Source organism: Paraburkholderia lebeckiae (assembly GCF_050436325.1).
Lineage (GTDB): Bacteria > Pseudomonadota > Gammaproteobacteria > Burkholderiales > Burkholderiaceae > Paraburkholderia > Paraburkholderia tuberum.
In genome coordinates this window covers 1,915,815-1,940,551 of record NZ_JBNDLZ010000002.1, presented here as the reverse complement: position 1 = coordinate 1,940,551, position 24,737 = coordinate 1,915,815, and the positions used below count along the sequence as shown (strand labels likewise).

Annotated in this window: 26 protein-coding genes and 1 pseudogene; 10 read left to right on the top strand and 17 right to left on the bottom strand. The window is 64.3% G+C overall.

The window, feature by feature from the left end; translation table 11 throughout:
• Positions 1 to 25: 25 nt before the first annotated feature.
• Entirely contained in the window at positions 26 to 274 is a 249-nt protein-coding gene (locus tag OKW44_RS12100) for a hypothetical protein (RefSeq protein ID WP_026226471.1), read from the bottom strand.
• A 144-nt stretch (positions 275 to 418) separates the two neighbouring features.
• Here OKW44_RS12100 and OKW44_RS12095 point away from each other — a divergent pair, with 144 nt between their 5' ends.
• Both OKW44_RS12095 and OKW44_RS12090 read left to right on the top strand, forming a co-directional pair.
• Positions 419 to 1,123, top strand: coding sequence for an SDR family NAD(P)-dependent oxidoreductase (locus OKW44_RS12095; RefSeq protein WP_018424166.1), 705 nt, complete (start codon positions 419 to 421; stop codon positions 1,121 to 1,123).
• Between the two features lie 85 nt (positions 1,124 to 1,208).
• Positions 1,209 to 2,054, top strand: a complete 846-nt coding sequence (locus tag OKW44_RS12090; RefSeq protein WP_018424167.1) for a TOBE domain-containing protein — start codon at positions 1,209 to 1,211, stop codon at positions 2,052 to 2,054.
• 37 nt (positions 2,055 to 2,091) lie between these two features.
• Here the strand turns inward: OKW44_RS12090 and OKW44_RS12085 are convergent, their stop codons facing one another.
• The 4 genes from OKW44_RS12085 to OKW44_RS12070 all read right to left on the bottom strand — a co-directional run bounded on the left by OKW44_RS12085 (position 2,092) and on the right by OKW44_RS12070 (position 5,166).
• Entirely contained in the window at positions 2,092 to 2,802 is a 711-nt protein-coding gene (locus OKW44_RS12085; protein ID WP_018424168.1) for a sulfate/molybdate ABC transporter ATP-binding protein, read from the bottom strand.
• Between the two features lies 1 nt (position 2,803).
• Positions 2,804 to 3,478 carry a molybdate ABC transporter permease subunit gene (gene modB, locus OKW44_RS12080; protein ID WP_018424169.1) on the bottom strand — a complete coding sequence of 225 codons (675 nt, stop codon included), beginning with the start codon at positions 3,476 to 3,478 and terminating at the stop codon, positions 2,804 to 2,806.
• A gap of 22 nt (positions 3,479 to 3,500) precedes the next feature.
• On the bottom strand, positions 3,501 to 4,274 hold the full coding sequence (gene modA / locus OKW44_RS12075; RefSeq protein ID WP_018424170.1) for a molybdate ABC transporter substrate-binding protein: 774 nt from the start codon (positions 4,272 to 4,274) through the stop codon (positions 3,501 to 3,503).
• A gap of 190 nt (positions 4,275 to 4,464) precedes the next feature.
• Positions 4,465 to 5,166 carry a phosphatase PAP2 family protein gene (locus tag OKW44_RS12070; RefSeq protein ID WP_026226472.1) on the bottom strand — a complete coding sequence of 234 codons (702 nt, stop codon included), beginning with the start codon at positions 5,164 to 5,166 and terminating at the stop codon, positions 4,465 to 4,467.
• Positions 5,167 to 5,524: 358 nt separating this feature from the next.
• On the opposite strand from OKW44_RS12070, the gene OKW44_RS12065 reads away from it, so the two are divergent.
• Together OKW44_RS12065 and OKW44_RS12060 are read left to right on the top strand one after the other, a co-directional pair.
• Positions 5,525 to 6,703 (top strand): extracellular catalytic domain type 1 short-chain-length polyhydroxyalkanoate depolymerase, encoded by a 1,179-nt coding sequence (locus tag OKW44_RS12065; RefSeq protein ID WP_018424172.1) that lies wholly within the window; start codon positions 5,525 to 5,527, stop codon positions 6,701 to 6,703.
• A 109-nt stretch (positions 6,704 to 6,812) separates the two neighbouring features.
• Complete coding sequence (locus OKW44_RS12060) at positions 6,813 to 6,995, top strand: DUF3563 family protein (protein ID WP_018424173.1); 183 nt, start codon at positions 6,813 to 6,815, stop codon at positions 6,993 to 6,995.
• A gap of 156 nt (positions 6,996 to 7,151) precedes the next feature.
• Here the strand turns inward: OKW44_RS12060 and OKW44_RS12055 are convergent, their stop codons facing one another.
• The 7 genes and pseudogenes from OKW44_RS12055 to OKW44_RS12025 form a co-directional block, all read right to left on the bottom strand.
• Positions 7,152 to 7,610, bottom strand: coding sequence for a TspO/MBR family protein (locus tag OKW44_RS12055; RefSeq protein WP_018424174.1), 459 nt, complete (start codon positions 7,608 to 7,610; stop codon positions 7,152 to 7,154).
• A 57-nt stretch (positions 7,611 to 7,667) separates the two neighbouring features.
• Positions 7,668 to 8,294, bottom strand: a pseudogene (locus tag OKW44_RS12050) (FAD-binding domain-containing protein).
• A gap of 29 nt (positions 8,295 to 8,323) precedes the next feature.
• Positions 8,324 to 8,743 carry an organic hydroperoxide resistance protein gene (locus OKW44_RS12045; RefSeq protein WP_018424176.1) on the bottom strand — a complete coding sequence of 140 codons (420 nt, stop codon included), beginning with the start codon at positions 8,741 to 8,743 and terminating at the stop codon, positions 8,324 to 8,326.
• 172 nt (positions 8,744 to 8,915) lie between these two features.
• Entirely contained in the window at positions 8,916 to 9,368 is a 453-nt protein-coding gene (locus tag OKW44_RS12040; RefSeq protein WP_018424177.1) for a MarR family winged helix-turn-helix transcriptional regulator, read from the bottom strand.
• A 174-nt stretch (positions 9,369 to 9,542) separates the two neighbouring features.
• A complete protein-coding gene (locus OKW44_RS12035; protein WP_018424178.1) occupies positions 9,543 to 10,349 on the bottom strand; it encodes a BPSS1780 family membrane protein in 807 nt (268 codons plus the stop codon).
• The gene (locus OKW44_RS12030) at positions 10,340 to 11,335 is read right to left on the bottom strand and encodes a homoserine kinase (protein ID WP_026226473.1); all 996 of its coding nucleotides are present in this window, start codon (positions 11,333 to 11,335) and stop codon (positions 10,340 to 10,342) included. Before OKW44_RS12030 ends, OKW44_RS12035 begins: the two co-directional genes overlap by 10 nt.
• Positions 11,336 to 11,511: 176 nt before the next feature.
• Positions 11,512 to 11,907 carry a hypothetical protein gene (locus tag OKW44_RS12025; protein WP_018424180.1) on the bottom strand — a complete coding sequence of 132 codons (396 nt, stop codon included), beginning with the start codon at positions 11,905 to 11,907 and terminating at the stop codon, positions 11,512 to 11,514.
• 190 nt (positions 11,908 to 12,097) lie between these two features.
• Between OKW44_RS12025 and OKW44_RS12020 the strand changes: the two genes are divergently transcribed.
• Positions 12,098 to 13,624, top strand: a complete 1,527-nt coding sequence (locus OKW44_RS12020; protein ID WP_026226474.1) for an AMP nucleosidase — start codon at positions 12,098 to 12,100, stop codon at positions 13,622 to 13,624.
• 118 nt (positions 13,625 to 13,742) lie between these two features.
• Here OKW44_RS12020 and OKW44_RS12015 read toward each other — a convergent pair whose 3' ends face one another.
• From OKW44_RS12015 to OKW44_RS12005, 3 genes are all read right to left on the bottom strand, one after another.
• Positions 13,743 to 14,273: a chromate transporter gene (locus OKW44_RS12015; RefSeq protein WP_018424182.1), complete on the bottom strand. Its 531-nt coding sequence runs from the start codon at positions 14,271 to 14,273 to the stop codon at positions 13,743 to 13,745.
• Positions 14,270 to 14,845, bottom strand: a complete 576-nt coding sequence (locus OKW44_RS12010) for a chromate transporter (protein WP_018424183.1) — start codon at positions 14,843 to 14,845, stop codon at positions 14,270 to 14,272. Before OKW44_RS12010 ends, OKW44_RS12015 begins: the two co-directional genes overlap by 4 nt.
• 200 nt (positions 14,846 to 15,045) lie before the next feature.
• Complete coding sequence (locus OKW44_RS12005; RefSeq protein ID WP_035471771.1) at positions 15,046 to 15,789, bottom strand: LOG family protein; 744 nt, start codon at positions 15,787 to 15,789, stop codon at positions 15,046 to 15,048.
• A gap of 1 nt (position 15,790) precedes the next feature.
• On the opposite strand from OKW44_RS12005, the gene polA reads away from it, so the two are divergent.
• The 3 genes from polA to OKW44_RS11990 all read left to right on the top strand — a co-directional run bounded on the left by polA (position 15,791) and on the right by OKW44_RS11990 (position 21,008).
• Positions 15,791 to 18,532 (top strand): DNA polymerase I, encoded by a 2,742-nt coding sequence (gene polA / locus OKW44_RS12000; protein WP_026226475.1) that lies wholly within the window; start codon positions 15,791 to 15,793, stop codon positions 18,530 to 18,532.
• A gap of 157 nt (positions 18,533 to 18,689) precedes the next feature.
• A complete protein-coding gene (locus OKW44_RS11995; protein ID WP_026226476.1) occupies positions 18,690 to 20,045 on the top strand; it encodes an NAD(P)/FAD-dependent oxidoreductase in 1,356 nt (451 codons plus the stop codon).
• Positions 20,046 to 20,135: 90 nt separating this feature from the next.
• Positions 20,136 to 21,008 (top strand): dienelactone hydrolase family protein, encoded by an 873-nt coding sequence (locus tag OKW44_RS11990; RefSeq protein ID WP_018424187.1) that lies wholly within the window; start codon positions 20,136 to 20,138, stop codon positions 21,006 to 21,008.
• A gap of 50 nt (positions 21,009 to 21,058) precedes the next feature.
• Here OKW44_RS11990 and OKW44_RS11985 read toward each other — a convergent pair whose 3' ends face one another.
• Together OKW44_RS11985 and OKW44_RS11980 are read right to left on the bottom strand one after the other, a co-directional pair.
• The gene (locus tag OKW44_RS11985) at positions 21,059 to 21,928 is read right to left on the bottom strand and encodes a sulfurtransferase (protein ID WP_018424188.1); all 870 of its coding nucleotides are present in this window, start codon (positions 21,926 to 21,928) and stop codon (positions 21,059 to 21,061) included.
• Between the two features lie 149 nt (positions 21,929 to 22,077).
• Positions 22,078 to 23,184 carry an aromatic ring-hydroxylating oxygenase subunit alpha gene (locus OKW44_RS11980; RefSeq protein WP_018424189.1) on the bottom strand — a complete coding sequence of 369 codons (1,107 nt, stop codon included), beginning with the start codon at positions 23,182 to 23,184 and terminating at the stop codon, positions 22,078 to 22,080.
• Positions 23,185 to 23,502: 318 nt separating this feature from the next.
• On the opposite strand from OKW44_RS11980, the gene OKW44_RS11975 reads away from it, so the two are divergent.
• Positions 23,503 to 23,811 (top strand): exodeoxyribonuclease VII small subunit, encoded by a 309-nt coding sequence (locus OKW44_RS11975; protein ID WP_018424190.1) that lies wholly within the window; start codon positions 23,503 to 23,505, stop codon positions 23,809 to 23,811.
• Positions 23,808 to 24,689, top strand: coding sequence for a polyprenyl synthetase family protein (locus OKW44_RS11970; RefSeq protein WP_018424191.1), 882 nt, complete (start codon positions 23,808 to 23,810; stop codon positions 24,687 to 24,689). The genes OKW44_RS11975 and OKW44_RS11970 overlap by 4 nt, the downstream gene beginning before the upstream one ends.
• The last annotated feature ends 48 nt before the right edge of the window (positions 24,690 to 24,737 follow it).

The window sequence follows — 24,737 nt, the reverse complement described above, 5'->3', positions numbered from 1 at the left end:
GTGCTGGCGTGGCTGAGCGGACTTGCTAGTCCTTACCCCACCGCCAGCGCGGCGGCTCGCCCTTCAGCCAGCACACGACCACGAGGGCCACTGTTAATAGCGCGACCAGCAAGGCGAACGTGAGCGGATGACCCGCGGGTTGAAACCGGAAAACGACCATCCCGAGCGACACGAAATATGCGAGCAGCGTCAGCCATCCTTGCCAGCGCACGGGAAGGCCCCAACCCCAGCCATAGCGTTTGGCTGGGAACCAGTATTCACGAGAGGGTGACATCGCGCGGTCTCCTGATTCGTGCGCTTGCTCATTGTCGACGATTCACGGTCGGTAAGTGCAAGCATTGCATCTTCCGCCCTGTTTCACGAGCGACTATATTTCCTGGACCGGTTTCGACCCGAGTCCATCGACAGGAAACGTTCCATGCAACCCGCAAACCAGCAAAAAACCGTGCTTCTGATCGGCGCCTCGCGCGGCCTCGGCTTCGCGATGGTCGAGGAGTATCTGAAGCGCGGCTGGCGAGTCATCGCGACCGGCAGACAAAATTCCACGACCAGGCTCCTTCAACTTGCAAAAGCGTCACATGAAGCACTCGAAGTCGAAACGGTCGACATCACGATGCCCGAACAGGTCGCCGCGTTGCGGGGCCGCCTCGAAGGACGTCCGATCGACCTGCTGTTCGTCAACGCCGGCGTCAAGAACGACGATAGTGAAACGATCGCGGATGTATCGACCGACGAATTCGTGCGCGTGATGGTGACGAACGCGTTGAGTCCGATGCGGGTCGTCGAGGCGCTGCAGGATCTCGTTCGGCCGACTGGCACGATCGGCGTAATGTCGTCGGGGCAGGGCAGCGTCGCCAACAACGAGAACGGCAATTACGAGGTCTATCGCGGCAGCAAGGCCGCGCTCAACATGTTCATGCGCAGCTTTGCCGCACGTCATCGAAGCGATACCAGAACCCTGCTGCTGATGGCGCCCGGCTGGGTGCGAACCGACATGGGCGGGCCGGACGCGCGTTTGAGCATCGACGAAAGCATCCCGAACCTGGTCAGCACGATCGACGCATACGACGGCCGTGCCGGTTTGCATTACCTCGACTACCTCGGCAGAGTCGTGCCGTGGTGAACGGCAAGCGTCGGGGCCAGCGGTAGAAGAGCGCGTCGCTATAATGATTCGCCGCCATGCCTCGTACCCTCAGCCACTCTCTGCCATGACCATCGACCGCCCCGATCCTCCCCGCGATGCCCTCGAACTCGGCGGCTCTGTCTGGTTTCAGGCGGGCACGCAGACGCTCGGCGGCGCGGCCCGCATCGCGCTGCTTGCGGCGATTGGCGAGACCGGCTCGATCACGAGCGCGGCGAAGGCGGTCGGCATCAGCTACAAAGGCGCGTGGGATGCCATCGACACGATGAACAACCTCGCCGGCGAGCCGCTCGTCGTGCGTCTGACCGGCGGCAAGGGCGGCGGCGGCACGACGCTGACGCCGCGCGCGGTGAAGCTGATCGAGACGTTTCGCGCGGTCGAGCGCGAGCATCGGCGCTTTCTCGAACGCGCCGGCGCGGCGATCGGCGAAGGCTTCGCGACGGACTGGGACCTGATCGGCCGCATCGGCGTGAAGACGAGCGCGCGCAATCAGTTCTACGGCACGGTGTCGGCGATCGAGCGCGGCACCGTCAACGACGAAGTGTCGCTCGCGCTGCCCGGCGGCCACACGATCGTCGCCGTGCTCACGCACGAGAGCACCGAAGCCCTCGGGCTCGCGGTCGGCGTGGCGGCGTTTGCGCTGATCAAGGCGTCGTGGGTCGTTTTGCTCGTACCGGGTGATGGCGATCGCAGTGCGCCGTTGAACCTGTCGGCGCGCAATCAGTTGCGTGGCACCGTGCACAGCGTGAAGCGCGGCGCGGTGAACGCGGAAGTGTCGCTCGGGCTCGAAGGCGGCGCGGTGGTCACGGCGGTCGTCACCAATGGCAGCGTCGACATGCTCGGTTTGCAGGAAGGCGCGAGCGCGGTCGCGGTGTTCAAGGCGTCGAGCGTGATACTTGGCGTGAAGGATTGAGGTTGCCGGGGCGTAACGAAGGCGCAATGCCACCCGCTCAACGAGGCGACGCCTCGCTGCGCGCATATCCTGCGAACGGATGATCCTCGCGCACGCGGCCGTCGCTGACCTGCACGACCTGATCGCCGAATGCGGCGACGTCGTCCGGATCGTGCGTGATCAGCACCATCGGAATATCGAGCCGCGTTTGCAGGTCCGATAGCTCGCGCCGCATGCGCTGGCGCAACTCGCTATCCAGTGCGGAAAACGGCTCGTCGAGCAGCAGCAGGCGCGGCTGTGAAACCAGCGCGCGCGCGAGCGCCACGCGCTGCTTCTGCCCGCCCGACAGCTGTGCCGGGTGATTGCCCGCCACGCCCCTCAATTCGAGCGCATCGAGCCAGTAATCGACCTGCGCATGCGCGCCGCGCGCACGCGGATTGAGCCAGCCCCGGTGCAGCCCGAAGCCGACGTTCTGCCGCACGTTCAGATGCGGAAACAGCGCGTAGTCCTGAAACAGATACGCGATCTCGCGCGCCTGCGGCTTCTGATCGATGCCGACCGCGCTATCGAACAAGGTGGTGCCGTGCAGCGTGATGGTCCCTTCATCGGGCCGCAGCAAGCCGGCGATCGCCTGCAAGGTCAAGCTCTTGCCCGCGCCCGACGGCCCGAACAGCACGAGCCGCTGCGTGCTCGCGCTGAACGCGACGTCGAGCGTGAAACGCCGCTCGGCGGTCTCGAAGGTCTTGCGGATGGCGACGTTGAGCGGCATGTCAGCGGGCTCTCAGAAGCGTGTGCTGCGGCACGAGACGCCCCGCAAGCAGCAGGATCGTCACGCACGCGACCGATGTCACGAGCACGAGGAAGTTGGCGGTGCTGTCGTCGCCGGCCTGCACCGCGGAATAGACTGCGACCGACAGTGTCTGTGTGCGGCCTGGCAGATTGCCCGCGATCATCAGCGTCGCGCCGAATTCGCCGAGCGCGCGCGCGAACGCGAGCAGGCCGCCCGCGAGGATGCCGCGCGCGGCGAGCGGCAGCGTCACGCGGAAAAACACCGCGGCTTCGCTGACGCCGAGCGTGCGCGCCGCGCGCTCCAACTGCGGATCGACGCCTTCAAAGGCGGCGCGCGCGGACTTCAGCACGAGCGGAAACGCGACCACCGTCGACGCGATCACCGCGCCCTGCCACGTGAAGACGAGCTGGATGTCGATGCGGTCGAGCCACGCGCCGATCACGCCGCGTCGGCCGAGCAGCACGAGCAGGTAATAGCCGAGCACGGTGGGCGGCAGCACGAGCGGCAGCATCAGCAGCGAATCGATCACGTCGCGCGCGCCGGAGCGCCAGCGCGACAGGCCGAGCGCGGCCGCGACGCCGAGCACGAGATTGAGCGCGGTGGCCCAGCCTGCGACCTTCAGCGATAGCAGCAGCGGAACCCAGGCCTGTTGCATGAGCGTGTGCTCTCCCCGTGAATCAATGCGCCGGCTTGAAGCCGTACTTCGCGAGCACCACCTGGCCGGCCGGCGACAGCACGAAGTCGATGAAGGCTTGCGCGTCGGCCGCGTGATGGCTGTCTTCGACCTGCGCGATCGGATAGCTGATCGACGTTTGCGTCGGCAGGTTCAGCGCGACCTTGACCTTGTCGGGCATGATCGCGGCATCGGTGCCGAACACGAAGCCGGCGTCGACTTCGCCGCGCGCGACGTAATCAAGGCTCTGACGCACGTTCGACGCGAGCACCGCCTTCGCGCTGACCGCGTTCCACACGCCGGCGGCCTGAAGCGCGCCCTGCGTGTAGCGGCCAACCGGCACCGAGGCCGGATCGCCGAACGCGACGCGCTTGACGTTCGCGGTCGTCAGCGCGTTGAGGTTGGCGGGCGCGAAATGACTGTCGGCTGGCACGATCATCACCAGCGAGTTGGCGGCGAAGTCGCGCCGCGTCGACGGCACGATGACCTTTTCGGCGGCGGCCTTGTCCATTGCCTTCTGATCCGCGGACGCGAATACGTCCGCGGGCGCGCCTTTGACGATTTGTTGCATCAGCACGTCGGACGCGCCGAAGTTCAACAGAACCTTGGTGCCCGGATGCTGTTGCTCGAACGCGTCGCCGACCGCCTTGAACGCATTGGTCAGGCTGGCGGCGGCCGAGACCACCAGTTCATCGGCGTGGGCATCCACGCTGACCGCGAGGGCGGCGGCTGCTGCGACGCACAGCGCGTACTGCTTCAGATGGCAAGAGCGTGTCATGAAGGACCTGGAGTCTGACGTGAACGGGAAGCGGTGGCTTAAAAACGCTATCGTAATATATACGCGGTTATAGCGGTGCGCGAAACGGTCGATTCGGCGCAGCTCTTCACGTATGGCGTGAAGCGCGAGGGAAGTGCTACGGAACTGTAAAAGGAAGCTTGAAAACGCGGCGGGGGTCGGCGCAGCGTGCTCAGATGTCCAACGCGCGCATCGGCTCGAGCGTATTGCGCGTTTGCGACAGCGGCGCGGCCGACGGTCGGATGTCGCGTGGGGACCGCCATATCGCGCGAATGAACGGCCGGTCGTGGCCGGACACCTTCAACGCGATATGCGTGACCCAGCGCTGCGTGGGCACGTGCACGCCATGCATCAGGATTGCCAGCACCATCAGGCTGACAGCGACCGGGAGCGCCGACAACCGGCCCGGCTCCGCATTCCACGCGATGCGCACGAACACGAGCGCGGCGAGCGCGCCGACGAGGCAGCCAGTCACCGCTTCGGACGGCGAATGCGCGCTCAGCACGACGCGCGACAAGCCCACCGCCAGGCCGGCGGCAAGCCCCCCGAGCACGCCGAGCAGCCGGACGGCGCGGCGCGCGGGCAATAGCATCAAAAATAGCGCGACCGGATAGACGGCCGTGGACAGCATGGAGTGACCGCTGACACCGGTGAAATCGAGCTCGCGCACGCCGACGCCCCAGCCGAGGAAGGCGAGCTTGGTCACGGTCACGACGCCGATCGCCGTCCCGAGCAGCGCGAGCCAGCAGGCCGCGAGCCGCCACGAGTAGCCGACCGCCAACCACAGCGCGATGGCGAGCGCGAGCGGCAGCGTCAGGCCGGCGCCGCCGAGGCTGGTGATCGAATACCACAGGTGGATCGGTAAATCGGGCATGGCGGGAGCGCGACGCGGGTCGCGTGAAATCGGGTTGGTGGAAATCGGCGCGCGGCCGGCACGAAACGCCGATGCGGCCCGGATCGACACGTCGGGAGATCAATCGCCAGTATAGTCGGGTGTCGCGCGACGGTCTTGCGGCGCACAGCGCTTTTGCACGCCGAATGTGGGTTGCCGAACGGCTGTCGACGTGGTTTGACGACAGGTCCCCGGCAAGGTTCACGACGATCGGAATGGGCACGAAGAGCGGCCCTGGTGTTCAGCACCGCAGGAAAAATGATGTTATTGTGCATTGCACAACTTTATCCGATCCGCAGTTTTGGGGTCCGCATTTATCTCTTTTGCGAGGTTATCGCCGATGGCAAAAAGCCTGTCGAAAATCTGGCTGCGCGGTTTCAAGCGCCTGCTCGCGATCCAAACCGAACACGCGCAAAAAACCGCCAAGCGAGCGCAGGCGCGACCGGTTCGCGCCGCCACCACCAAACCGTCGAGCAAGGCTCATCCACTGAAACCGGCTGCCGCGCTACGCACGCCGGTGAAACGCGAAGCGCCGCGCGAGTCGCGCGTGCGTCCACGCGCGGCCGCGTGGGCGAGCGGCGCGTGGACGCGCTCGTTCCATTCCGCGCCGGCCGCGCCGGGCCGGCTGGTCAATCACCTGCAGTACGGGCTCTATATCCCGTCCGGGCACGCGCATGAGGCGATGCCGCTGGTCGTGATGCTGCATGGCTGCACGCAGTCGATCGACGAATTCGCCGAGGGTACGCGCATGAACCTGCTCGCCGACCGCTACGGCTTCGCGGTCGTGTATCCGGAGCAATCGAAGCACGCGCACTCGCACCGCTGCTGGCATTGGTACGACGCCGGCGATAACGCGGGCGGCGCGGAAGCGCTCGCGGTCGTGTCGCTGGTGGATTCGCTGGTCGAGCAGCACGGCTTTGACCGCGCGCGTGTCTACGTGGCGGGGATTTCGGCGGGCGCGGGGCTGACCGCGCTATTGGCCGTCAAGTACCCCGGGCATTTCGCAGCGGTTGCGCTGCATTCCGGCCCCGCTTTCGGCGAGGCGCGCTCCGGCATTACCGCCATGGACGTGATGCGCCGCGGCGCGCGTCGCGAGCCGGTGGAACTCGTCGACGAAACCACGAACGTCGCGCAATACCCGGGCATGCCGGCATTGATCGTCCACGGCGATGCCGACCATGTGGTGGCGCCGGTCAACGGGGACCAGTTGGCGACACAGTTTCTGCGTTTGAACCGCCTCATTGATGCAAACGGCGCGCGCAAGGCCGGCGAGACGCGCGAGGACCGCAAAAATGGCGTGGTGATGCGCGACTACCTGCGCGGCGGGCGGCGCGTGGTGCGGGTTTGTCGTGTGCAGGGACTGGGTCACGCATGGGCTGGCGGCGACGATGCGCTGCCCTTCCATTCGTCCAAGGGCCCGGACGCGAGCGCCATGCTGTGGGAGTTTTTCCGGCATCAGCGTCGCACGGACGCGGGCCGCATCGCGGAAGGATTGGCGGCTTCGTCGGTCGGGCGGTGACGTCCGAGCAACACCTCGAAAATGAGTAGTGGCGTGAAATCAGGGTTTTCCCTATAATACGGGTTATCCCCTAGGAGTAAACGCCTAGCCATCATTGCCGAGGTGAACCATGTATCTGATCAGCCGCCTGTTCCTGTTTCTGACCAAGTCGCCGGACCAGCTCGCGAAGGAGCGCGCTGACGCCTATCTCGCTGAAGCGACCGATCTCTACGACCTCGAATTCCGCATGCGCAAGCTCGATCAAGAGACGAACGTGCGTCAGCCGTCGTGGATGAGCCAGCACTACGGCTAAGCCGACTGCCTGGAGTCGGCAACAGGCCGTCAGCAATCGGAACATCGGCGCGTGGTGAGGCGCTGGTGTTTGGGGTTGGCCATCAAGGCTATTGCCCGTATCGCGCGCTCCCCTTTACTCATCGTGCGGCCTTCGCGCCCGCTTGGCAGGCTCCGCTCAAGCAGCCGGATTCAGCTGCCACAACGCGTAGTTCAAAAGCGCGGCGTACGCGACCCACACGACATACGGCATGAGCAGAATGCCCGCGAGGCGATCACGCCGCCAGAACACGTACGTCAGCGTCACGATCAGCAGCAGCAGAATCAGGATGTCGATCAACGCCGTCTCCGGCCGATGCAGGCCGAAAAACAGCCACATCCACGCGGCGTTGAACACCAGTTGCACGACCCACAGTACGATCGCCGCGGCCAGGCCGTCGCGCTTCCACACGCGCCACGCGGAAAACGCCATCAGCACGTAAAGTACGGTCCAGACCGGTGGGAAAACCCAGTTCGGCGGATTGAACACGGGCTTTTGCAGGCCCGTGTACCACGCGTCCGGCAGAGACAGACTCGCGGCCCAGCCGGCCGCCAGCGTCAGGATCAAAAACACGAGCAGCGACGGCAGACGGCGCATCTTCACCCCCTTCAGACCTTCTTATTCAATAATGTGAGCAGGCACTCACTTTCCGTATCAGGCCAGTGTGCGCTCGCGGGCCTGTGCGTGGTCGACGATCCGTTCGGGATGATTCCCCCCAGTACCATGCACCGAATTCCGCGAGCCGCTCCGCGCCGGCCAGCCACAGCGCGGGAATCCATTTTGCCGGCAACTTCGCGAGCCGCGGTAGATATCGTTTGATAAAGCGCCCGTCGGGTCGAATTTTTCGGATCGTGTGACCGGATTGAAAATACGGGAGCGAGGTTGCGCGCCGCAGCCGGTCGAGGCGGCCCACTGTCAGCCGCCGTTGTTCGCCGGGAAATCGAAGTCGTTCAGCAAATCAGCGAAGTATCGCTCGCCGATCCGCCAGTCGATGCCGAGATCCTTCGCGAGGAAGCTGGCCGTGACCATCCGCAGACGGTTGTGCTTATAGCCGGTCTGGTTCAACTGCAGCATCGCGGCATCGACGAGCGAATAGCCGGTGCGGCCGTCGCACCAGACGGCGAACGCTGCGTCGGCCGAGCGGCCTTTTTCCCAGCCCAACTGCTCGTATTCCCGCTTGAACGGCGCGCCTTTCGCGAGGCGCGGGTGGCGCCCGCACCCTGCACGATAGGGCCGGGCGCGGCACCGGGTAATGCGCCGTGAGCGGTTCTTCTTGAGCATTGCTGATCGGCGCAACGGCCGACCTGACCTCAAGCGACGTGCAGACGAACCGCGACGTTGTTACGCGTAGCGTTCGAGTACGGGCAGACCTGGTGCGCCGCATCCACCAGCTCCCTGGCAGCGTCCGCAGCCAGACCCGGCAGAGTGATACGCATGTCGATGTCGAGCGCGAAGCCGCCCTTGTCGTTCGGACCGATGCCGACGTCGGCGGAAACCTGCGTGTCGGCCGGCAGGGCCTGTTTGCGCTGGCCGGCGACAAACTTCATGGCGCTCAGGAAACAGGCCGAGTAGCCGGCTGCAAACAGCTGTTCGGGATTCGTGCCTGCTGCGCCATTTCCGCCGAGTTCACGCGGTGCCGCCAGCTTCACGTCCAATGCATTGTCCGACGATACGGCGCGGCCGTCGCGGCCGCCGGTGCTCGTTGCGCTTGCCTTGTAGAGGATGTTCATGGTGCAGCTCCTAGTCTGGGGTGTCAGGGGTTGGCATGTTTGCCGCTGGCTGCCGGTTCGCCGGTCCGGCGAAGCGCTAGCGAAGCGGCGTGTGACCAAGATAGTACACAAATCATTTGTGTGCAAATGAATTTTGCGATGGAACCGGAACTAGTCCTTTTCAGTTATCGCACTACTGGTCCATGAAGTCGTTGAGCGTCGTGCGCAGTCGTGTGAGGTCGTCGCGCAGACGCAGCAGGAAGTCCGCCGTCTGCTGCGTCGCGCAGAAGATTTCGCCGGGCACGTCGCGCGCCTGACGCTTGAGCGCCTTGCCCGCGCCCGTCAGGCGAATGTAGACGAGGCGCTCATCGTCGGTGCCGCGCGCGCGCCCGACGAGTCCCTGCGCTTCGAGGCGCTTGAGCAGCGGCGTGACCGTCGCCGGATCGAGATTCAGGCGCGCGGCCATGTCCTTGACGGTGACGTCGTCGGTTTCCCACAGCACGAGCATCGCCAGATACTGTGGATACGTGAGTCCGAGCTTTTCGAGCAGCGGCTTGTACGCTTTCGTCATCGCGAGCGAGGTCGAGTAGAGCGCGAAGCATAGTTGCTCGTCGAGCGTGAAGGGGAGAGCGGGGCGCTGGGTCATGATTCATCTCGGCAAAAAGCGCATGCAAATGGATTGCACGCAAACCATTGTGCCGCAAGTCGATTCAGGATGCCGTGCGTCGGGAACAGGTGTCTCAGCAGAGACGTCGGGAAGGGTCCGCGCGGAACACGCGCCGCGCGGGCGCCGGAACGGCTCCCGCGCGGGAACGACAGATCAGGCCGCCGGCGTGGTCGGCAGATCCGGCGTTTGCGGCGTCTGCACGCCGAAGCAGCCGCGATAGGTCGCGTAGAACGAGCAGTACAGCATGGTCGTGACGATCATCGTCGCGGGCATCAGGATCGCGAACGCGAAGTCGGCCGCGCCGAGCGCCTGCATCAGCGCGGACAGGCCGATCGACACGACTGTTGCGACTGCGAACCACAGCGCGGCGAATACGACGAAAGCGCCGCGATTGCGCCAGCAACTGACGACGCTGAAGAACATCGCCTTGACGGGCGGCACGTCGTGCCAGGCGGCGAGGATGGGCGAGAACCAGAACAGCATCGCGACCGGTATGTAGAACGCCAGCGCGGTGATCACCGCGAGCGGGATATTGCTGTTGGCGATCGTGTTCTCATCCATCGACGCGCTGCCGAGCATTACCTTCAGCAGCATGCCGCCGTCGGCGAGCGCCGAGCCGGCCAGCACGAGCGCCATGGCGATGACATACAGCACGCCGAGCACGAGCAGCCGCCGCGCGACCACCGGGCCATACGAGTGAAAGCCGTCGACAAGGATGGTCGGAAACACCGGTTTGCCCGCGATCGTGTTGCGGCATGCGGCCATGAAGCCGACAGCGACACCGGGAATGAACAATAGCGGCAACACGCCGCCGACCACCGGAATCTGCGACACGAGCGTCATCACCAGCAAATAGGTGAAGAACAGCGTCAGAAAGGCGAGCGGATTCTTGCGGAACAGCCAGATACCCTGGCGGAACCACACATAGCCGGTTTTCGCTGGGACTTCGATCAGTTGCATGTGGTATGGATGCCTGGATTCGCGACGCCCTGCAGGCGCTCGCGCAGAATGCGTTCGAAATGACCGGGGTCGTGCGGCTTCAGCAGTTCGGCCGCGCGCGGCAAATGAAAATCATACAGGCGCGAGACCCAGAAACGGTATGCGCCCGCACGCAGCATGTCGCCCCAGTGACGGTTTTCCTCGACGGTGAACGGCCGCACCGTCTGATACGCGCGCAACAGCGCCTCGGTGCGCTCGGCGTCGAGCTTGCCGGTCGCGAGGTCGACGCACCAGTCGTTGACCGTCACCGCGACGTCGAACAGCCACTTGTCGCAGCCGGCGAAATAGAAATCGAAGAAACCACCGAGCCGCACTTCGTGGCCGGTGTCGGGCGCCGCGTGAGCGAACATCGCGTTGTCGCGGAACAGGTCGGCGTGGCACGGGCCAGCGGGCATTGCTGCGTAATCGGCGGAGGCGAAGAACGCTTCCTGATGCGCAAGCTCGGACGCCAGCAGATCGCGCTGCTCGCCTTCCAGATACGGCAAAATCGTCGGCACGGTTTGGCGCCACCAAGGCAGGCTGCGCAGGTTCGGCTGATAGCGCGGATAGTCGCGGCCCGCGAGGTGCAGGCGCGCGAGCATCTGGCCGACCTCGACGCAATGCTCGACGCCCGGCGAGAGTTCGGGTGTGCCTTCGAGCTTCGTCACGATGGTCGCGGGTTTGCCCAGCAGCATGCCGAACAGCACGCCGTCGAGACGCGGCATCGGATCCGGTACCGGCACGCGATGCGCGGCGAGATGCCGCATAAGGTCCAGATAGAACGGCAGTTGTTCAGCTGTCAGCTTTTCGAAAATTGTCAGCACGTATTCGCCGCGCGTCGTCGTCAGAAAGAAGTTGCTGTTTTCAATGCCGGACGAAATGCCGCGAAACTCGACGACATCGCCGAGATCGTAGTGACTCATCCATTCTGCGAGTTGGGATTCGTTGACAGCGGTGAAGACGGCCATGCGGAAACGTCGGATCAGGTTGTTCGGGCTGGCGCGGTGCGGCCAGTGCGAGGTGAGACAAACGAATGTGGCGGAGCGGGCGACGAATGCGGAACGGCGCAGTGTAAGCGTCGCCGCATTCAGCGCGGGTTCGTCGCGCAGCGGCCGCCGTTGCCGGCGTGCCGCTTTCGTACCGATCAATAGTGGAGATTCACCGATGGCAAGCGCGTACTGGGCTTGCCGCTGTCGTGGACGGTGGGCGACGTGTCGGGCGACGCGCTCATCTGGTAGCGGGTGCCGAAATTCGAATGCACGTTGATTTCGACCGGCTTGCCCTTGTCGCGGAATTCAGTGATTTCGGTTCCGTTCGGGCTGACTTCGTGAAAGCTCGGCGTGCGCGGAACGTTGATGTCGACCTTCGAGCTGACCTCTGCGCCCGGACGATTGATCTTGTCCAGGTCCGGCAGACCGGCCCGTTCATTGGCGGACTGGGGCGCGCCGGCGGCCGGCGGTTCGTCGACGGGCTGGGCAGCCATCGCGGCGTTGCCGAAGGCGAGAGCCAGCGCAACCGCGATGGGAAGGAGCAGCTTCATGGTGATTCTCCGATTGGGTGCCCAGATTCTAGCAAATCCGGCCTGACGTACGGGCGCGAAGCCTTATTTTGCGCCGCTTTCGCGCAACCTGCGTGCGTCCTCGCGGGCGCTGTTGCAAGCGTCGCCGCCGACATTTGGCAACAGCGGGTTCCGTGGTAATGTCGTCTCATCAAAAGGGAGAACGATGATGATCAACAACGATATCAATCAGCGCACGGTGCAGACTCCCGCCAACAGCTTCCCAACCGAAGGCTTCGACGACGCGGCCGAGGCCGTCACCCGCCTCGCCGCGATCTACGAGGCAAACACGTCGTTCCTGCGCGATGCGTTCGCGCGCTATCGCCGCAACGAGCAGTTCGACCATCGTGTGCGCGCCTGCTATCCGTTCGTGCGCGTGCGTACCGAGGTCAACACGCACGTCGATTCACGCCGCTCGTACGGTTTCGTCGCGGGGCCGGGCGTGTTCGAGACGACCGTCACGCGGCCAGACCTGTTCGGCAACTACTATCGCGAGCAACTGCGGCTGCTGGCGAAGAATCATCATGTGCAGATCGAGGTCGGTGTGTCGGACCAGCCGATTCCGATTCATTTCGCGTTCGCCGAGGGCATCCACCTCGAAGGCGATCTGGACCGCGAGCGCCTGTTCCTGATGCGCGACATCTTCGATACACCGGACCTCGCGCTGCTCGACGACCGCATCGTCAACGGCACGTACGAGCCGCTGCAGGGCGAGCCGCATCCGCTCGCGTTGTTCACGGCGGCGCGCGTCGATTTTTCACTGCATCGGCTGAAGCACTACACGGCGACCTCGCCGACGCATGTGCAGAACTACGTGCTGTACACCAACTACCAGTTCTATATCGACGAATTCGTCAAGCTCGGCCGAGGCATGATGGCCCGTACGGACGACGAGGAATTGCGCGCCTATCGCAGCGAATACACATCATTCGTGGAGCCCGGCGACGTCATCACCTACAACGAGAATCTCGGCGAGCAGGCGCAGGAGGGCACGCCGCCGCCACGTCTGCCGCAGATGCCCGCCTATCACCTGAAACGCGCGGACGGCAGCGGCATCACGATGGTCAACATTGGGGTCGGGCCGTCGAATGCGAAGACCATCACCGATCACATCGGGGTGCTGCGTCCGCATGCGTGGATCATGCTCGGCCACTGCGCGGGACTGCGCAATACGCAGCGTCTCGGCGACTACGTGCTCGCGCACGGCTATGTGCGCGAAGATCATGTGCTCGATGCCGATCTGCCGCTGTGGGTGCCGATCCCGGCGCTCGCCGAAGTGCAGGTCGCGCTCGAGCGCGCGGTCGCGCAGGTCACGCAGCTCGACGGCGTCGAGCTGAAGCGCGTGATGCGCACGGGCACGGTGGCGAGCGTCGACAATCGCAACTGGGAGCTGCGCGATCATCGCGAGCCGGTGCAGCGGCTGTCGCAAAGCCGTGCAATCGCGCTCGATATGGAAAGCGCGACGATCGCCGCGAACGGCTTCCGCTTCCGCGTGCCTTACGGCACGTTGCTGTGCGTGTCGGACAAGCCGCTGCATGGCGAGCTGAAGCTGCCGGGCATGGCCGATCAGTTCTATCGCGCGCAGGTCGATCAGCATCTGCAGATCGGCGTGAAGGCGATGGAACTGCTCAGGATGAATGGGCTGCATCGATTGCATAGCCGCAAGCTGCGGAGTTTCGCGGAGGTCGCGTTTCAGTAACTCAGGCCGAGGCACTGATAAACAGCCCGCTTACGCTGGATGTGCCGCTTTGAAGATGGCTCGCGAGCGACGTCGGAACCAATCGGCTTCGTTGGTTGTCGAGGTGACGCTCGCCGGCTCAACCCTGCCCGAACCCGGTCAACCCGATCAAGCTCCCCGCCGCCAGCAGCCACAGCGGATGAATCCGCGTCTTCGTCGCCATCACGGCCGTGAACGCAGTAATCGCCCACGCTATCGCGGTCGGATTCGACGCGCGCGTGATCAGCGCCGCGCTCGCCGCGACGAGGCCGGCCGTCACCGGCACGAGTCCCAGCTGCGCAAAGCGGCGCCACGGACGGTCCTTGAAGCGGTTCCACGCATGCAGCGCGAGAATCGTCACGAGCGACGACGGCCCGAACTTCGCAATCGACGTGACGAGCATGCCTGCCCAGCCGGCCACATGCCAGCCGATCAGCGTGACGATCATCAGGTTCGGGCCGGGCGCGGCTTGAGCGAGCGCGAACAGCGCGCTGAACTCGCTGGCCGGCATCCAGTGATGCACGTCGACCACCTGCCGCTGCATCTCCGGAAGGATCGTATTGCCGCCGCCGAACGCGAGCAGCGACAGCTGACTAAAAATCGCCGCAAGTGAAACGAGCGTGTCGTTCATCGCGCGCTCCTTGCAGCAAGATAAATGCTGAGCGGCGTGAGCACGAGCATCGTCGGCAGCAGCGGCAGTCGCAGCACGGCAATCGCGACGAAGCCGAGCGCGGCGATCAGCGCGGCCAGCGGCTTGTTGCGCAACGGCAGCACGATCTTGAACGCCATCGAAATCAGCAGGCCCGAAGCCGCCGCGGCGAGCCCCGCGAACAAATGACGCACGTGCGGATCGTTCTGCGTGTGCTCGTACAGCACGCCGAGCCCGATCACCACCAGCGAAGGCCCGGCGATCAAGCCGAGCAAACCGGCCAGCGCGCCTGGCACGCCGCGAAAGCGCATGCCGATCGCGACCGACAGATTGATCACGTTGCCGCCCGGCAGGAATTGACAGAGCCCGAGCAGGTCGGTGAATTCGTCGCTGGTCAGCCAACGGCGTTGTTCGACGAGTGCGCGGCGCGCGAGCGGCAAGGCGCCGCCGAATGAAATGAGACCGAGGCCGAGAAAGCCGCCGAAGATCTCACGCAAGGTCGGCGTGGGCGCGAGCGCGAGCGCGGCTTCGGGTGAGCTGAGTTCGTTGTTCATATTGCGAGCTTCGAGTACCAGCTGAGCACGTTAGCGCCGGACTGCAAGCGTGCAAAACGATTTGTTCGCCAATCCGGTTGACAGTCAGCGCGCCGCAAACTGGCCTGCAAAACGAAAGCGGGCAGCCCGAAGGCTGCCCGCCATGTGCGCGACGATAGGCATCGTGCTACGCGCAATGCGAGGCGCGCAGCCTCTTGCCATCACAGGTAGAACATCCGGTCTTCTTCCGACTTGACCGGATGAACTTCGCCTTCCTCGCGGTCTTCGTAGAACTTGAGCACCGCTTCGAGCACCTGGTCCGGATTGTCGATCACCTGCATCAGATCGATGTCGGTCGGATTGATCAAACCCATCGGAATCAGAGCGCTCTTGAACCACGCGAGCAGACCTTCCCAGAACTCGGCGCCGACCAGAATGATCGGCACATGGCGCGACTTCTTGGTCTGGATCAGCGTGAGCACTTCGGCCAGTTCGTCGAGCGTGCCGAAGCCGCCGGGCATCACGATCACCGCGTCCGAGTTCTTCACGAACGTGACCTTGCGGGTGAAGAAATGGCGGAAGCGCAGCGAGATGTCCTGCCACTGGTTGCCCGACTGCTCGTGCGGCAACTCGATGTTCAGACCGACCGAAGGCGCCTTGCCCGCATGCGCGCCCTTGTTGGCCGCTTCCATGATGCCGGGGCCGCCGCCCGAGATCACCGCGAAGCCAGCATCCGACAATTTGCGCGCGATCTGCGTGGCGAGTTTGTAGTACGGCGAGTTCGGTTTCAGGCGTGCCGAACCGTAGATGCTGACCGCCGGGCGAATCTCCGACAGGTACTCGGTCGCCTCGATAAACTCTGCCATAATCGTGAACATCTGCCACGATGCGCGGGCTTTCTTGGCCGTTGCGCGCTCTTGATCTGCGAGCGATCGCAGACTCGGAATCACTTTTCTCTTAGTCATAATGCCTGAAGAACGAAGCCTTGAAGGTAAGACCCTGCTGTTGGTCGACGGTTCGAGTTATCTGTACCGGGCCTACCATGCGATGCCTGATCTGCGCGGTCCCGGGGGTGGCCCGACGGGTGCGCTCTACGGGATGATCAACATGCTGCGGCGCATGCGCAAGGAAGTCACAGCAGAGTATAGCGCGTGCGTGTTCGACGCCAAGGGCAAAACGTTTCGCGACGACTGGTATCCGGAATACAAGGCGAACCGTCCGTCGATGCCGGAAGATCTTGCCCGTCAGATCGAGCCGATTCACGTCGCGGTGCGTGCACTCGGCTGGCCGCTGCTGATGATCGATCGCGTCGAAGCGGACGACGTGATCGGCACGCTGTGCACCGAGGCGGAAAAGCTCGGCATGAACGTGGTCGTGTCGACCGGCGACAAGGACCTCGCGCAGCTCGTGTCGAACCGCGTGACGCTCGTCAATACGATGACCAACGAAACGCTCGACCGCGACGGCGTGGTCGCGAAGTTCGGCGTGCCACCCGAGCGCATCATCGATTATCTGTCGCTGATCGGCGATACCGTCGACAACGTGCCGGGCGTCGAGAAATGCGGCCCGAAAACCGCGGTCAAATGGCTGACGCAGTATGAGTCGCTAGATGGCATCGTCGAGCATGCGAGCGAGATCAAGGGCGCGGTCGGCGAGAATCTGCGCAGCGCGCTGGACTTTTTGCCGATGGCGCGCAAGCTCGTCACAGTCGAGCGTCATTGCGATCTGACCGGGCACATCGTGTCGATCGAGGAGAGTTTGCCGAGCCTGCCCGAATCGCGCGAAGAGTTGCGCGAGGTGTTCACGCGCCACGGCTTCAAGACGTGGCTGCGCGAAGTCGAAATCGCCGATGCGGTCGAAGGTCCGGAAACCGACGTGCCCCCCGCGTTGTCCGTCGATCACGAGCGCCACTATGAGACCGTGCAAACATGGGAGCAGCTCGACGAGTGGCTCGACAGGATCAATGCGTCTGAGCTGACCTCGTTCGATACCGAGACCACGTCGCTCGATCCGATGATCGCGCAGATCGTCGGCTTGTCGCTGTCGGTCGAAGCGGGCCGCGCCGCGTATGTGCCGCTCGCGCATCGCGGCCCCGACGCGCCAGTGCAGCTGCCGCGCGACGAAGTGCTCGCGAAGCTCAAGCCGTGGCTCGAAAGCGCCGACCACAAGAAGGTCGGCCAGCATCTGAAGTACGACGAACAGGTGCTCGCGAATTACGGCATCGAAATGCGCGGCGTCGAGCATGACACGTTGCTCGAATCGTACGTGCTCGAATCGCATCGCACGCACGACATGGACAGCCTCGCGCTGCGTCATCTCGGCGTGAAGACGATCAAGTACGAAGAGGTCGCGGGCAAGGGCGCGCAGCAGATCGGCTTCGACGAAGTCGCGCTCGACAAAGCCGCCGAATATGCGGCCGAAGACGCAGACATCACGCTGCGTTTGCATCAGGCCTTGTATCCGCAGATCGCCGCGGAGAAATCGCTCGACCATGTGTATCGCGCGATCGAAGTGCCGACTTCGCGCGTACTGCGCAAGATGGAGCGGACCGGCGTGCTGATCGACGCGGAGAAGCTGCGTCAGCAGAGCAGTGAGATCGCCACGCGTCTGATCGAACTCGAAGGCAAAGCGTACGAACTGGCCGGCGGCGAATTTAACCTCGGCTCGCCAAAGCAGATTGGTCAGATTTTCTTCGAGAAGCTCGAACTGCCGGTCATCAAGAAGACGCCGAGCGGTGCGCCTTCCACCGACGAAGAGGTGTTGCAGAAGCTCGCGGAAGACTATCCGCTGCCGAAGATTCTGCTCGAACATCGCGGCCTGTCGAAACTGAAGTCGACCTATACCGACAAGCTGCCGCGCATGGTCAATCCGCACACCGGCCGCGTACATACGAACTACGCGCAGGCCGTCGCGGTGACGGGGCGGCTCGCGTCGAACGATCCGAACCTGCAGAACATTCCGGTGCGTACCGGCGAAGGTCGGCGCATCCGCGAGGCGTTCATCGCGCCGCCCGGGCACAAGCTCGTCTCCGCCGATTATTCGCAGATCGAATTGCGCATCATGGCCCACATCTCTGGCGACGAATCGTTGTTGCGCGCGTTTTCGCAGGGCGAGGACATTCACCGCGCGACCGCGTCGGAAATCTTCAGCGTGACGCCGCTCGAAGTGTCGAGCGATCAGCGGCGCGTCGCGAAGGTCATCAACTTTGGGCTCATCTACGGCATGAGCGCGTTCGGACTCGCATCGAACCTCGGCATCACGCGCGATGCGGCGAAAATTTATATCGACCGCTACTTCGCGCGCTATCCCGGCGTCGCGCGCTATATGGACGAGACGCGTTTGAGCGCGAAGGCGAAGGGCTACGTCGAAACGGTGTTCGGCCGTCGTCTGTGGCTGCCCGAGATCAACGGCGGCAACGGTCCGCGCCGCCAGGCCGCGGAGCGGGCCGCGATCAACGCGCCGATGCAGGGTACCGCGGCCGACCTGATCAAGATGTCGATGATCGCCGTGCAGAACTGGATCGAAGACTCGAAGATCGGCACGCGGATGATCATGCAGGTGCATGACGAACTGATTCTCGAAGTGCCCGACGCTGAGTTATCCGAAGTCCGCAAGCGCCTGCCAGAACTGATGTGCGGCGTCGCCGCGCTGAAGGTGCCGCTCGTCGCCGAGGTCGGTGCGGGTCTGAACTGGGAGGAAGCGCATTGACATGCACGTGACATGCGCACGATAACGTCGTGCGCATGTCACACATGGGTTTTGGCGACTTGTGACTTCCCAGGCGGGTCGAGGACAATCGGTTCAGGACGGCGCATTCATGCGCAGCGTCGCGACAGATAATTCATCGGCTACACGGAGAAGTGCAATGCATCGATTTATCGTCGTTGGCGGAGGTGCGGGAGGATTGGAACTGGCGACGCGTCTTGGCGATCGCTATGGGGCCGACAAGAAGGGGCGCAGCGCGCAGGCCCGGGTCACGCTGGTCGACCGCTATCCGACGCATATCTGGAAGCCGCTGCTGCACGAGGTGGCGGCGGGCAGCATGGACCCGTTCACGCAGGAGCTCCCGTACGCGGCGCAGGCGCGCTGGCATGGCTTCGCGTTCCAGCAAGGCGACCTGACCGCACTCGACCGCACGAATCGACGCATTACGCTCGGCACCGTGCTGGACGACGACGGCGCTGAACTGCTGCCCGAACGCGAGCTCGAGTACGACACGCTGATCATCGCGATCGGCAGTACCACCGCCTTCTTCGGCGTCAAGGGAGCGGCCGAATTCTCCATAGCACTGGATACGGTCAGCGAGGCAGAGCGTTTCCGCAAGCGCCTGATCGCCGCATGCATGCGCGCCGAGCATCAGGCGCACGAACCCGTCGAGTCGAGACCGGGACCCGGCACGTGGACGTCCAGCGAGCCGCGCATTCAGGTGGCGATCGTCGGCGGCGGCGCGACGGGGGTCGAGTTGTCGGCGGAGTTGCGCAATACCGCGCAGGTGTTGTCCGCGTATGGCTTGCACAAGCTCGATCCGCGGCATGACGTCGGCATCGTGCTGATCGAGGCGGGGCCGCGCATTCTGCCCGCGTTGCAGGAGCGCGTTTCCACGGCCACCGCCGAATTGCTGACCAAGCTCGGCGTGAAGCTGATGATCGGCGAGACGGTGGCCGAGGTCGCGCCGGGCTACATCCGCACCGCGAGCGGTCACACCGTGCGGGCCGATCTGACCGTGTGGGCGGCGGGCATCAAGGCGCCGGCGGTGCTCGGTCAGCTCGACGGCTTGCCGGTCAACCGGCTCGGCCAGCTGGTCGTGCGCCGTACGCTGCAAACCGGGATCGACGACAACATCTTCGCGCTCGGCGACTGCGCGGCCTGCGAGTGGCCGGGCAACGAGCGCAACGTGCCGCCGCGCGCGCAGGCCGCGCATCAGCAGGCGAACTTTCTGATGAAAGGACTGGCGGCGCGCCTCGACAACAGGCCACTACCGGAATTCACTTATCGCGACTTCGGCTCGCTGGTCTCGCTCGGCCACTTCAGCGCGGTCGGCAATCTGATGGGCGGGGTGATTGGCGGCAATATGCTGATCGAAGGGCTGTTCGCGCGCTTCATGTACATGTCGCTGTACCGGCTGCATATCGCGGCGCTGCACGGCTATCCGCGCATGGTGCTCGACACCTTCGCGCACTGGTTGCGCCGTACCACGCTGCCGCGCGTCAAGCTGCACTGACGCGCGCGGACGATCTCCTCAGTTGAATGTGCAACGGGATGCGCGCAAGGCGTATCCTGTGGCCTCTAACAATACTTCGAGGAGCGCCCCATGCTGAAGCCTGAAGTCGACTGTCTGATCCCGCACGTTCCTTTCGATCGGCGCACCTTCATCAAGGCGACGCTGGGCTCCGGCTTCGCGGCGGCGGTGCTGCCAGTCTCGGCGCAAACCATTCATACCGACAGCGACGGCCTCGAAGCAGGGGAGGTGGCGTTTCATTCGCTCGGTACGCTGATACCGGCTTATCGCGCGCAGCCGAAGGGCAAGACGCATCTGCCGGTGATCCTCGTCGTGCATGAGGCTTTCGGCGTGCACGAGCATATCGCGGACGTCTGCCGACGCTTCGCGAAGCTGGGCTATCTGGCAATCGCGCCGAACCTGTTCGAGCGCGAGGGCGATCCGACCGCCTACAGGAGCATCCAGCAACTGAGCGAGCAACTGCTCAGCAAGGTACCCGACGAGCAGGTGCTGGCCGACCTCGACGCAGCCGTCGCGTGGGCCGGCGAAAACGGCGGCGACCTGAACCGGCTCGGCGTGAACGGCTTCTGCTGGGGTGGGCGCATCTCGTGGCTCTATGTCGAACACGATCCGCGCGTGAAGGCGGGGGTCGCCTGGTACGGTCGCGTGACCGGCGCGAAGAATGCGATGACGCCGGCCAATCCGATCGATCTCGTCGCTGACCTTCATGCGCCGGTGCTCGGCCTGTACGGGCGCCAGGATCAAAGCAATCCGCAGGACACGCTCGAGCAGATGAAGCAGGCGATCGCGCAAGGGCCGCAAGCAGGACGCGGCTCGCAGTTCGTCGTTTATGACGACGCGGGTCACGCGTTTTTCGCCGATTACCGTCCGAGCTACAGGAAGGCCGATGCCGAGGATGGCTGGCGTCGCGCGCTCGTATGGTTCAAGCAGCACGGCGTGGCTTGAAGCGCTGCTCGAATTCCTCGCGTCTGGTTACGACTTGCGGCGGCTCGCGCTCAAGGTTTCGCCCCCGTCGCCACCGGCCGTTTCGGGTCGGAACTCCATTCGCTCCAAGAGCCCGCGTACAACGCTGAACCATGCAGGCCGGCAACCTCCATCGCTAGCGAATTGACGCAGGCGGTCACGCCCGAGCCGCATTGCAGCACCACGTGTTCGGGCGGCGTATCGCCGAGCAGCGCGTGGAATTCCTCGCGCAGTGTGTGCGCCGGCTTGAAGCGGCCGTCGGGGGTAAAGTTGTCCTTGAAGAAGCGGTTCAGCGCGCCCGGGATATGGCCGCCGACGCGGTCGAGCGTCTCGTTTTCGCCGCGATAGCGATCGGCCGCGCGCGCATCGACGACGATTCGCTCCTTCGAACCGAGGTTGCGCTCGACCGCCCGGGTATCGATCGTCACGGCGAGCGGCGCGGCCGCCTTGAAGTCGCCGGTGTTCTGCGCGGGCACGTCCTGCGTCAGCGGTTGGCCGGCCGCTTCCCATGCCTGCAGCCCGCCGTCGAGCAGCGCGACCGCGTCGTGACCGAGCCAGCGCAACAGCCACCAGACGCGCGCCGCGTACATGCCGCCTTGTGCGTCATATGCGACGACCTGTTGACCTTGCTTCAGCCCCCGCGACTCCAGCGTTTCGACGAGCCGCGCGCGATCGGGCAGCGGATGCCGGCCGTTCGAGCCGTTCTTCGGCCCGGACAGATCGCGATCGAGATGCAGATAGTGCGCGCCCGGCAGATGGCCGGCCAGCCAGGCTTTCTCGCCCGCGTCGGTATCGGTGAGGTCGAACCGGCAGTCGATCACGAACACGCTGCCCGGCGCGGCCGTGAGCCGCTCGGCAAGATTGGTCGCGGAGATCAGGGTGGTGTAATGAGTGTGGGGCATGAGCGTCTCCTCGATACGGGCGATGGCGGCTACGGGCCGCGTCGTTCACGCGGTTGGCGAATGGCCGGTCTATGTCGGTAGTCTAAACAAAAAAAGACGGGTCGAAGCCCGTCTTTCCTTGAGTCGATCGATGCGCCACGTGGCGCGGATCAGATCGTGCCGAGTTCGCGCCGCAGAAACTCGTGGAAGTGCTGCATGCCGTCTTCCATCGGGCTCTGATACGGTCCGACCTGTGATTCCCCGCGCTCCATCAGCGCGAGGCGGCCGGCGTCCATGCGCTCGGCGATCTCGTCGTCTTCGCGGGCCGTCTCCATATAGGCGGCGCGCTCGGCTTCGACGAAGTCGCGCTCGAACAGCGCGATTTCCTCGGGGTAATAGAACTCCACCACGTTGGTGGTCTTCTGCGGACCGCGCGGAATCAGCCACGACACGACCAGCACGTGCGGATACCACTCGATCATGATGCCCGGGTAGTACACCATCCAGATCGCGCCGAACTCGGGCGGATTGCCGTCGCGAAAGCGCAGCACTTCGTCGTGCCACTTGCGATACGTCGGGCTGCCCGGTTGCTCGAGCGCCTTGTGCACGCCGACCGTCTGCACGCTGTACCAGTCGCCGAACTCCCACGTCAGATCGTCGCAATTGACGAAGCTGCCGAGGCCCGGATGGAACGGTGCGACGTGATAGTCCTCCAGATAGACCTCGATGAAGGTCTTCCAGTTGTAGTTGCACTCATGGACTTCGACGTGATCGAACATGAAGCCCGAGAAATCGAAGTGGCGCTTGGTGCCGAGGCGTGCGAGATCTTTCGCGACGTCGCGACCCTGCGCCTCGAACAGCAGCCCCTGCCAGTCCTGCAGCGACGTGGCGCCGAGATTCAGGCACGGGTTGTCGGCAAAATGGGGGGCGCCGAGCAAGTCGCCCTTCAGGTCGTACGTCCAGCGATGCAGCGGACAGACGATGTTCTGCGTCTGGCCGCGGCCGTTGAGCATGATGGCTTGCCGGTGGCGGCACACATTCGACAGCAACTCGACTTGCGACTGCTGGTTACGGACGAGTACCCGCCCCTCGCGTTCGCTAGGCAAGGCGAAATAATCCCCCGCTTCGGGCACCATTAGATCGTGGCCGATGTAGCGAGGACCTTTCTTGAAAAGGGTGTCGATTTCGCGCGTAAGAAGCGCTTCGTCAAAGTAAGCCGTGACTGGCAGCTGGCTGTGAACAGACCGCAACTGCAATGCATTGCTCAGATTGGACATTCCCACTCCCGATGAAGACGTGAAAGCAGTGAACAACCCAACCATCGAAGATTCGATTTAGGGAGCCCGCGATTATACCCGTTTCCCCGTGACAGGGGCACTTAAGTCCCTGATTTGGGTTAAAAATGTCAGGAAAGTTCGGCATTTTCGCCGCAGACCTCGAGCTTTTTTTCTGAGAAACTTCAGGGTCGAAGCGGGGAAAGGCGGGCATCAGACAGGCTCGAAACGAGGCGGAAGGCAGGACGCAGGCGGGCGGGCGGATCGAAAATGTCGCTTTTGCCGTAGAATGTCCGACTTGTTTTAATTTTGCGACTATTCATGGCGAAGACCGCATCGAAAGATTCCGCCGCCGCGCCAGCCGAATGCGGCGACAGCGCACCGCTGCCGGAGAACTACGAGGCCGCGCAGGCTGAGCTGGAAGAGCTCGTCGCGCGCATGGAGGGCGGTAGCCTGAGCCTCGAGGAATCGTTGGCCGCATACCGTCGCGGCGCGGCACTTGTCGGATTCTGTCAACAGCAGCTCGAAAAGGTCGAGCAGCAGGTGCGGGTGCTGGACGGCGAGACACTCAAGCCGCTGCCCATGAATAGCGCAGGCACAGCCGCGACTGAGAGCGGGGACGACCTATGACATTCGAACAATGGACGCGCGCGGTGCTCGAACGCGTCGAAGCGGCTCTGGAACACTATCTGCCGGCCGGGACGACCGAACCCGCCAGGCTGCACGAGGCGATGCGCTATGCGGTGCTCGGTGGCGGCAAGCGGGTGCGGCCGCTCCTGTGCCACGCGGCCGGCGAGCTGACCGGCGCGCGCGCCGAATGCCTCGAGGCGGCGGCGGCCGCGCTGGAAATGATCCACGTGTACTCGCTGGTGCATGACGACATGCCCTGCATGGACGACGACGCGCTGCGCCGCGGCAAGCCGACGGTCCACGTCAAGTATGACGAAGCGACCGCGCTGCTGGTCGGCGACGCGCTGCAGTCGCAAGCATTTGTCGTGCTCACGTCCGACGTGATGGGCCTGCCGCAGCAGGCGTCGCTCGTGCGCGAGCTCGCGCACGCAAGCGGCTCGATCGGCATGTGCGGCGGCCAGGCCATCGATCTGGCGAGCGTCGGCCACACGCTGACCCGCCCACAGCTCGAGACCATGCATCGGATGAAGACCGGCGCGCTGCTGCGCGCGGCCGTGCGCATGGGCGCACTGGCCGGCGAGACGCCGGACACGCAGGTTCTGGCGTCGCTCGACGCCTACGCCGCCGCGGTCGGTCTCGCGTTTCAGGTCGTCGACGACATTCTCGACGTCACGACCGACTCCGCAACGCTCGGCAAGACCGCCGGCAAGGACGCGAAAGACGGCAAGCCAACCTACGTGTCGATTATCGGGCTCGACGCGTCGCGCGCGCTCGCGGCGCAACTGCGCAGCGACGCGCACGCAGCGCTCGCGCCGTTCGGCGCACGCGCACAGCGTCTTGCCGAACTGGCCGACCTGGTGGTGAACCGGGTCAGCTGAACGCGAAAGCCCGCCGTCGCGCACCCTCCATGCCCGGGGTGCATGTAT

Excerpts from the sequence above, each read along its gene's own strand:
- OKW44_RS12025 (WP_018424180.1), bottom strand. The coding sequence starts at position 11,907 with ATGAAGCTGCTCCTTCCCATCGCGGTTGCGCTGGCTCTCGCCTTCGGC.
- OKW44_RS12030 (WP_026226473.1), bottom strand. The coding sequence starts at position 11,335 with ATGGCCGTCTTCACCGCTGTCAACGAATCCCAACTCGCAGAATGGATG.
- OKW44_RS11975 (WP_018424190.1), top strand. The coding sequence starts at position 23,503 with ATGGCGAAGACCGCATCGAAAGATTCCGCCGCCGCGCCAGCCGAATGC.
- OKW44_RS12085 (WP_018424168.1), bottom strand. The coding sequence starts at position 2,802 with ATGCCGCTCAACGTCGCCATCCGCAAGACCTTCGAGACCGCCGAGCGG.
- OKW44_RS12055 (WP_018424174.1), bottom strand. The coding sequence starts at position 7,610 with ATGCGCCGTCTGCCGTCGCTGCTCGTGTTTTTGATCCTGACGCTGGCG.
- OKW44_RS11970 (WP_018424191.1), top strand. The coding sequence starts at position 23,808 with ATGACATTCGAACAATGGACGCGCGCGGTGCTCGAACGCGTCGAAGCG.
- OKW44_RS12035 (WP_018424178.1), bottom strand. The coding sequence starts at position 10,349 with ATGCAACTGATCGAAGTCCCAGCGAAAACCGGCTATGTGTGGTTCCGC.
- OKW44_RS12090 (WP_018424167.1), top strand. The coding sequence starts at position 1,209 with ATGACCATCGACCGCCCCGATCCTCCCCGCGATGCCCTCGAACTCGGC.
- OKW44_RS12070 (WP_026226472.1), bottom strand. The coding sequence starts at position 5,166 with ATGCCCGATTTACCGATCCACCTGTGGTATTCGATCACCAGCCTCGGC.
- modA (WP_018424170.1), bottom strand. The coding sequence starts at position 4,274 with ATGACACGCTCTTGCCATCTGAAGCAGTACGCGCTGTGCGTCGCAGCA.
- OKW44_RS12005 (WP_035471771.1), bottom strand. The coding sequence starts at position 15,789 with ATGACTAAGAGAAAAGTGATTCCGAGTCTGCGATCGCTCGCAGATCAA.
- OKW44_RS12010 (WP_018424183.1), bottom strand. The coding sequence starts at position 14,845 with ATGAACAACGAACTCAGCTCACCCGAAGCCGCGCTCGCGCTCGCGCCC.
- OKW44_RS12065 (WP_018424172.1), top strand. The coding sequence starts at position 5,525 with ATGGCAAAAAGCCTGTCGAAAATCTGGCTGCGCGGTTTCAAGCGCCTG.
- OKW44_RS12100 (WP_026226471.1), bottom strand. The coding sequence starts at position 274 with ATGTCACCCTCTCGTGAATACTGGTTCCCAGCCAAACGCTATGGCTGG.
- OKW44_RS11995 (WP_026226476.1), top strand. The coding sequence starts at position 18,690 with ATGCATCGATTTATCGTCGTTGGCGGAGGTGCGGGAGGATTGGAACTG.
- OKW44_RS12040 (WP_018424177.1), bottom strand. The coding sequence starts at position 9,368 with ATGACCCAGCGCCCCGCTCTCCCCTTCACGCTCGACGAGCAACTATGC.
- OKW44_RS12045 (WP_018424176.1), bottom strand. The coding sequence starts at position 8,743 with ATGAACATCCTCTACAAGGCAAGCGCAACGAGCACCGGCGGCCGCGAC.
- OKW44_RS11985 (WP_018424188.1), bottom strand. The coding sequence starts at position 21,928 with ATGCCCCACACTCATTACACCACCCTGATCTCCGCGACCAATCTTGCC.
- OKW44_RS11990 (WP_018424187.1), top strand. The coding sequence starts at position 20,136 with ATGCTGAAGCCTGAAGTCGACTGTCTGATCCCGCACGTTCCTTTCGAT.
- OKW44_RS12060 (WP_018424173.1), top strand. The coding sequence starts at position 6,813 with ATGTATCTGATCAGCCGCCTGTTCCTGTTTCTGACCAAGTCGCCGGAC.
- OKW44_RS11980 (WP_018424189.1), bottom strand. The coding sequence starts at position 23,184 with ATGTCCAATCTGAGCAATGCATTGCAGTTGCGGTCTGTTCACAGCCAG.
- polA (WP_026226475.1), top strand. The coding sequence starts at position 15,791 with ATGCCTGAAGAACGAAGCCTTGAAGGTAAGACCCTGCTGTTGGTCGAC.
- OKW44_RS12095 (WP_018424166.1), top strand. The coding sequence starts at position 419 with ATGCAACCCGCAAACCAGCAAAAAACCGTGCTTCTGATCGGCGCCTCG.
- modB (WP_018424169.1), bottom strand. The coding sequence starts at position 3,478 with ATGCAACAGGCCTGGGTTCCGCTGCTGCTATCGCTGAAGGTCGCAGGC.
- OKW44_RS12015 (WP_018424182.1), bottom strand. The coding sequence starts at position 14,273 with ATGAACGACACGCTCGTTTCACTTGCGGCGATTTTTAGTCAGCTGTCG.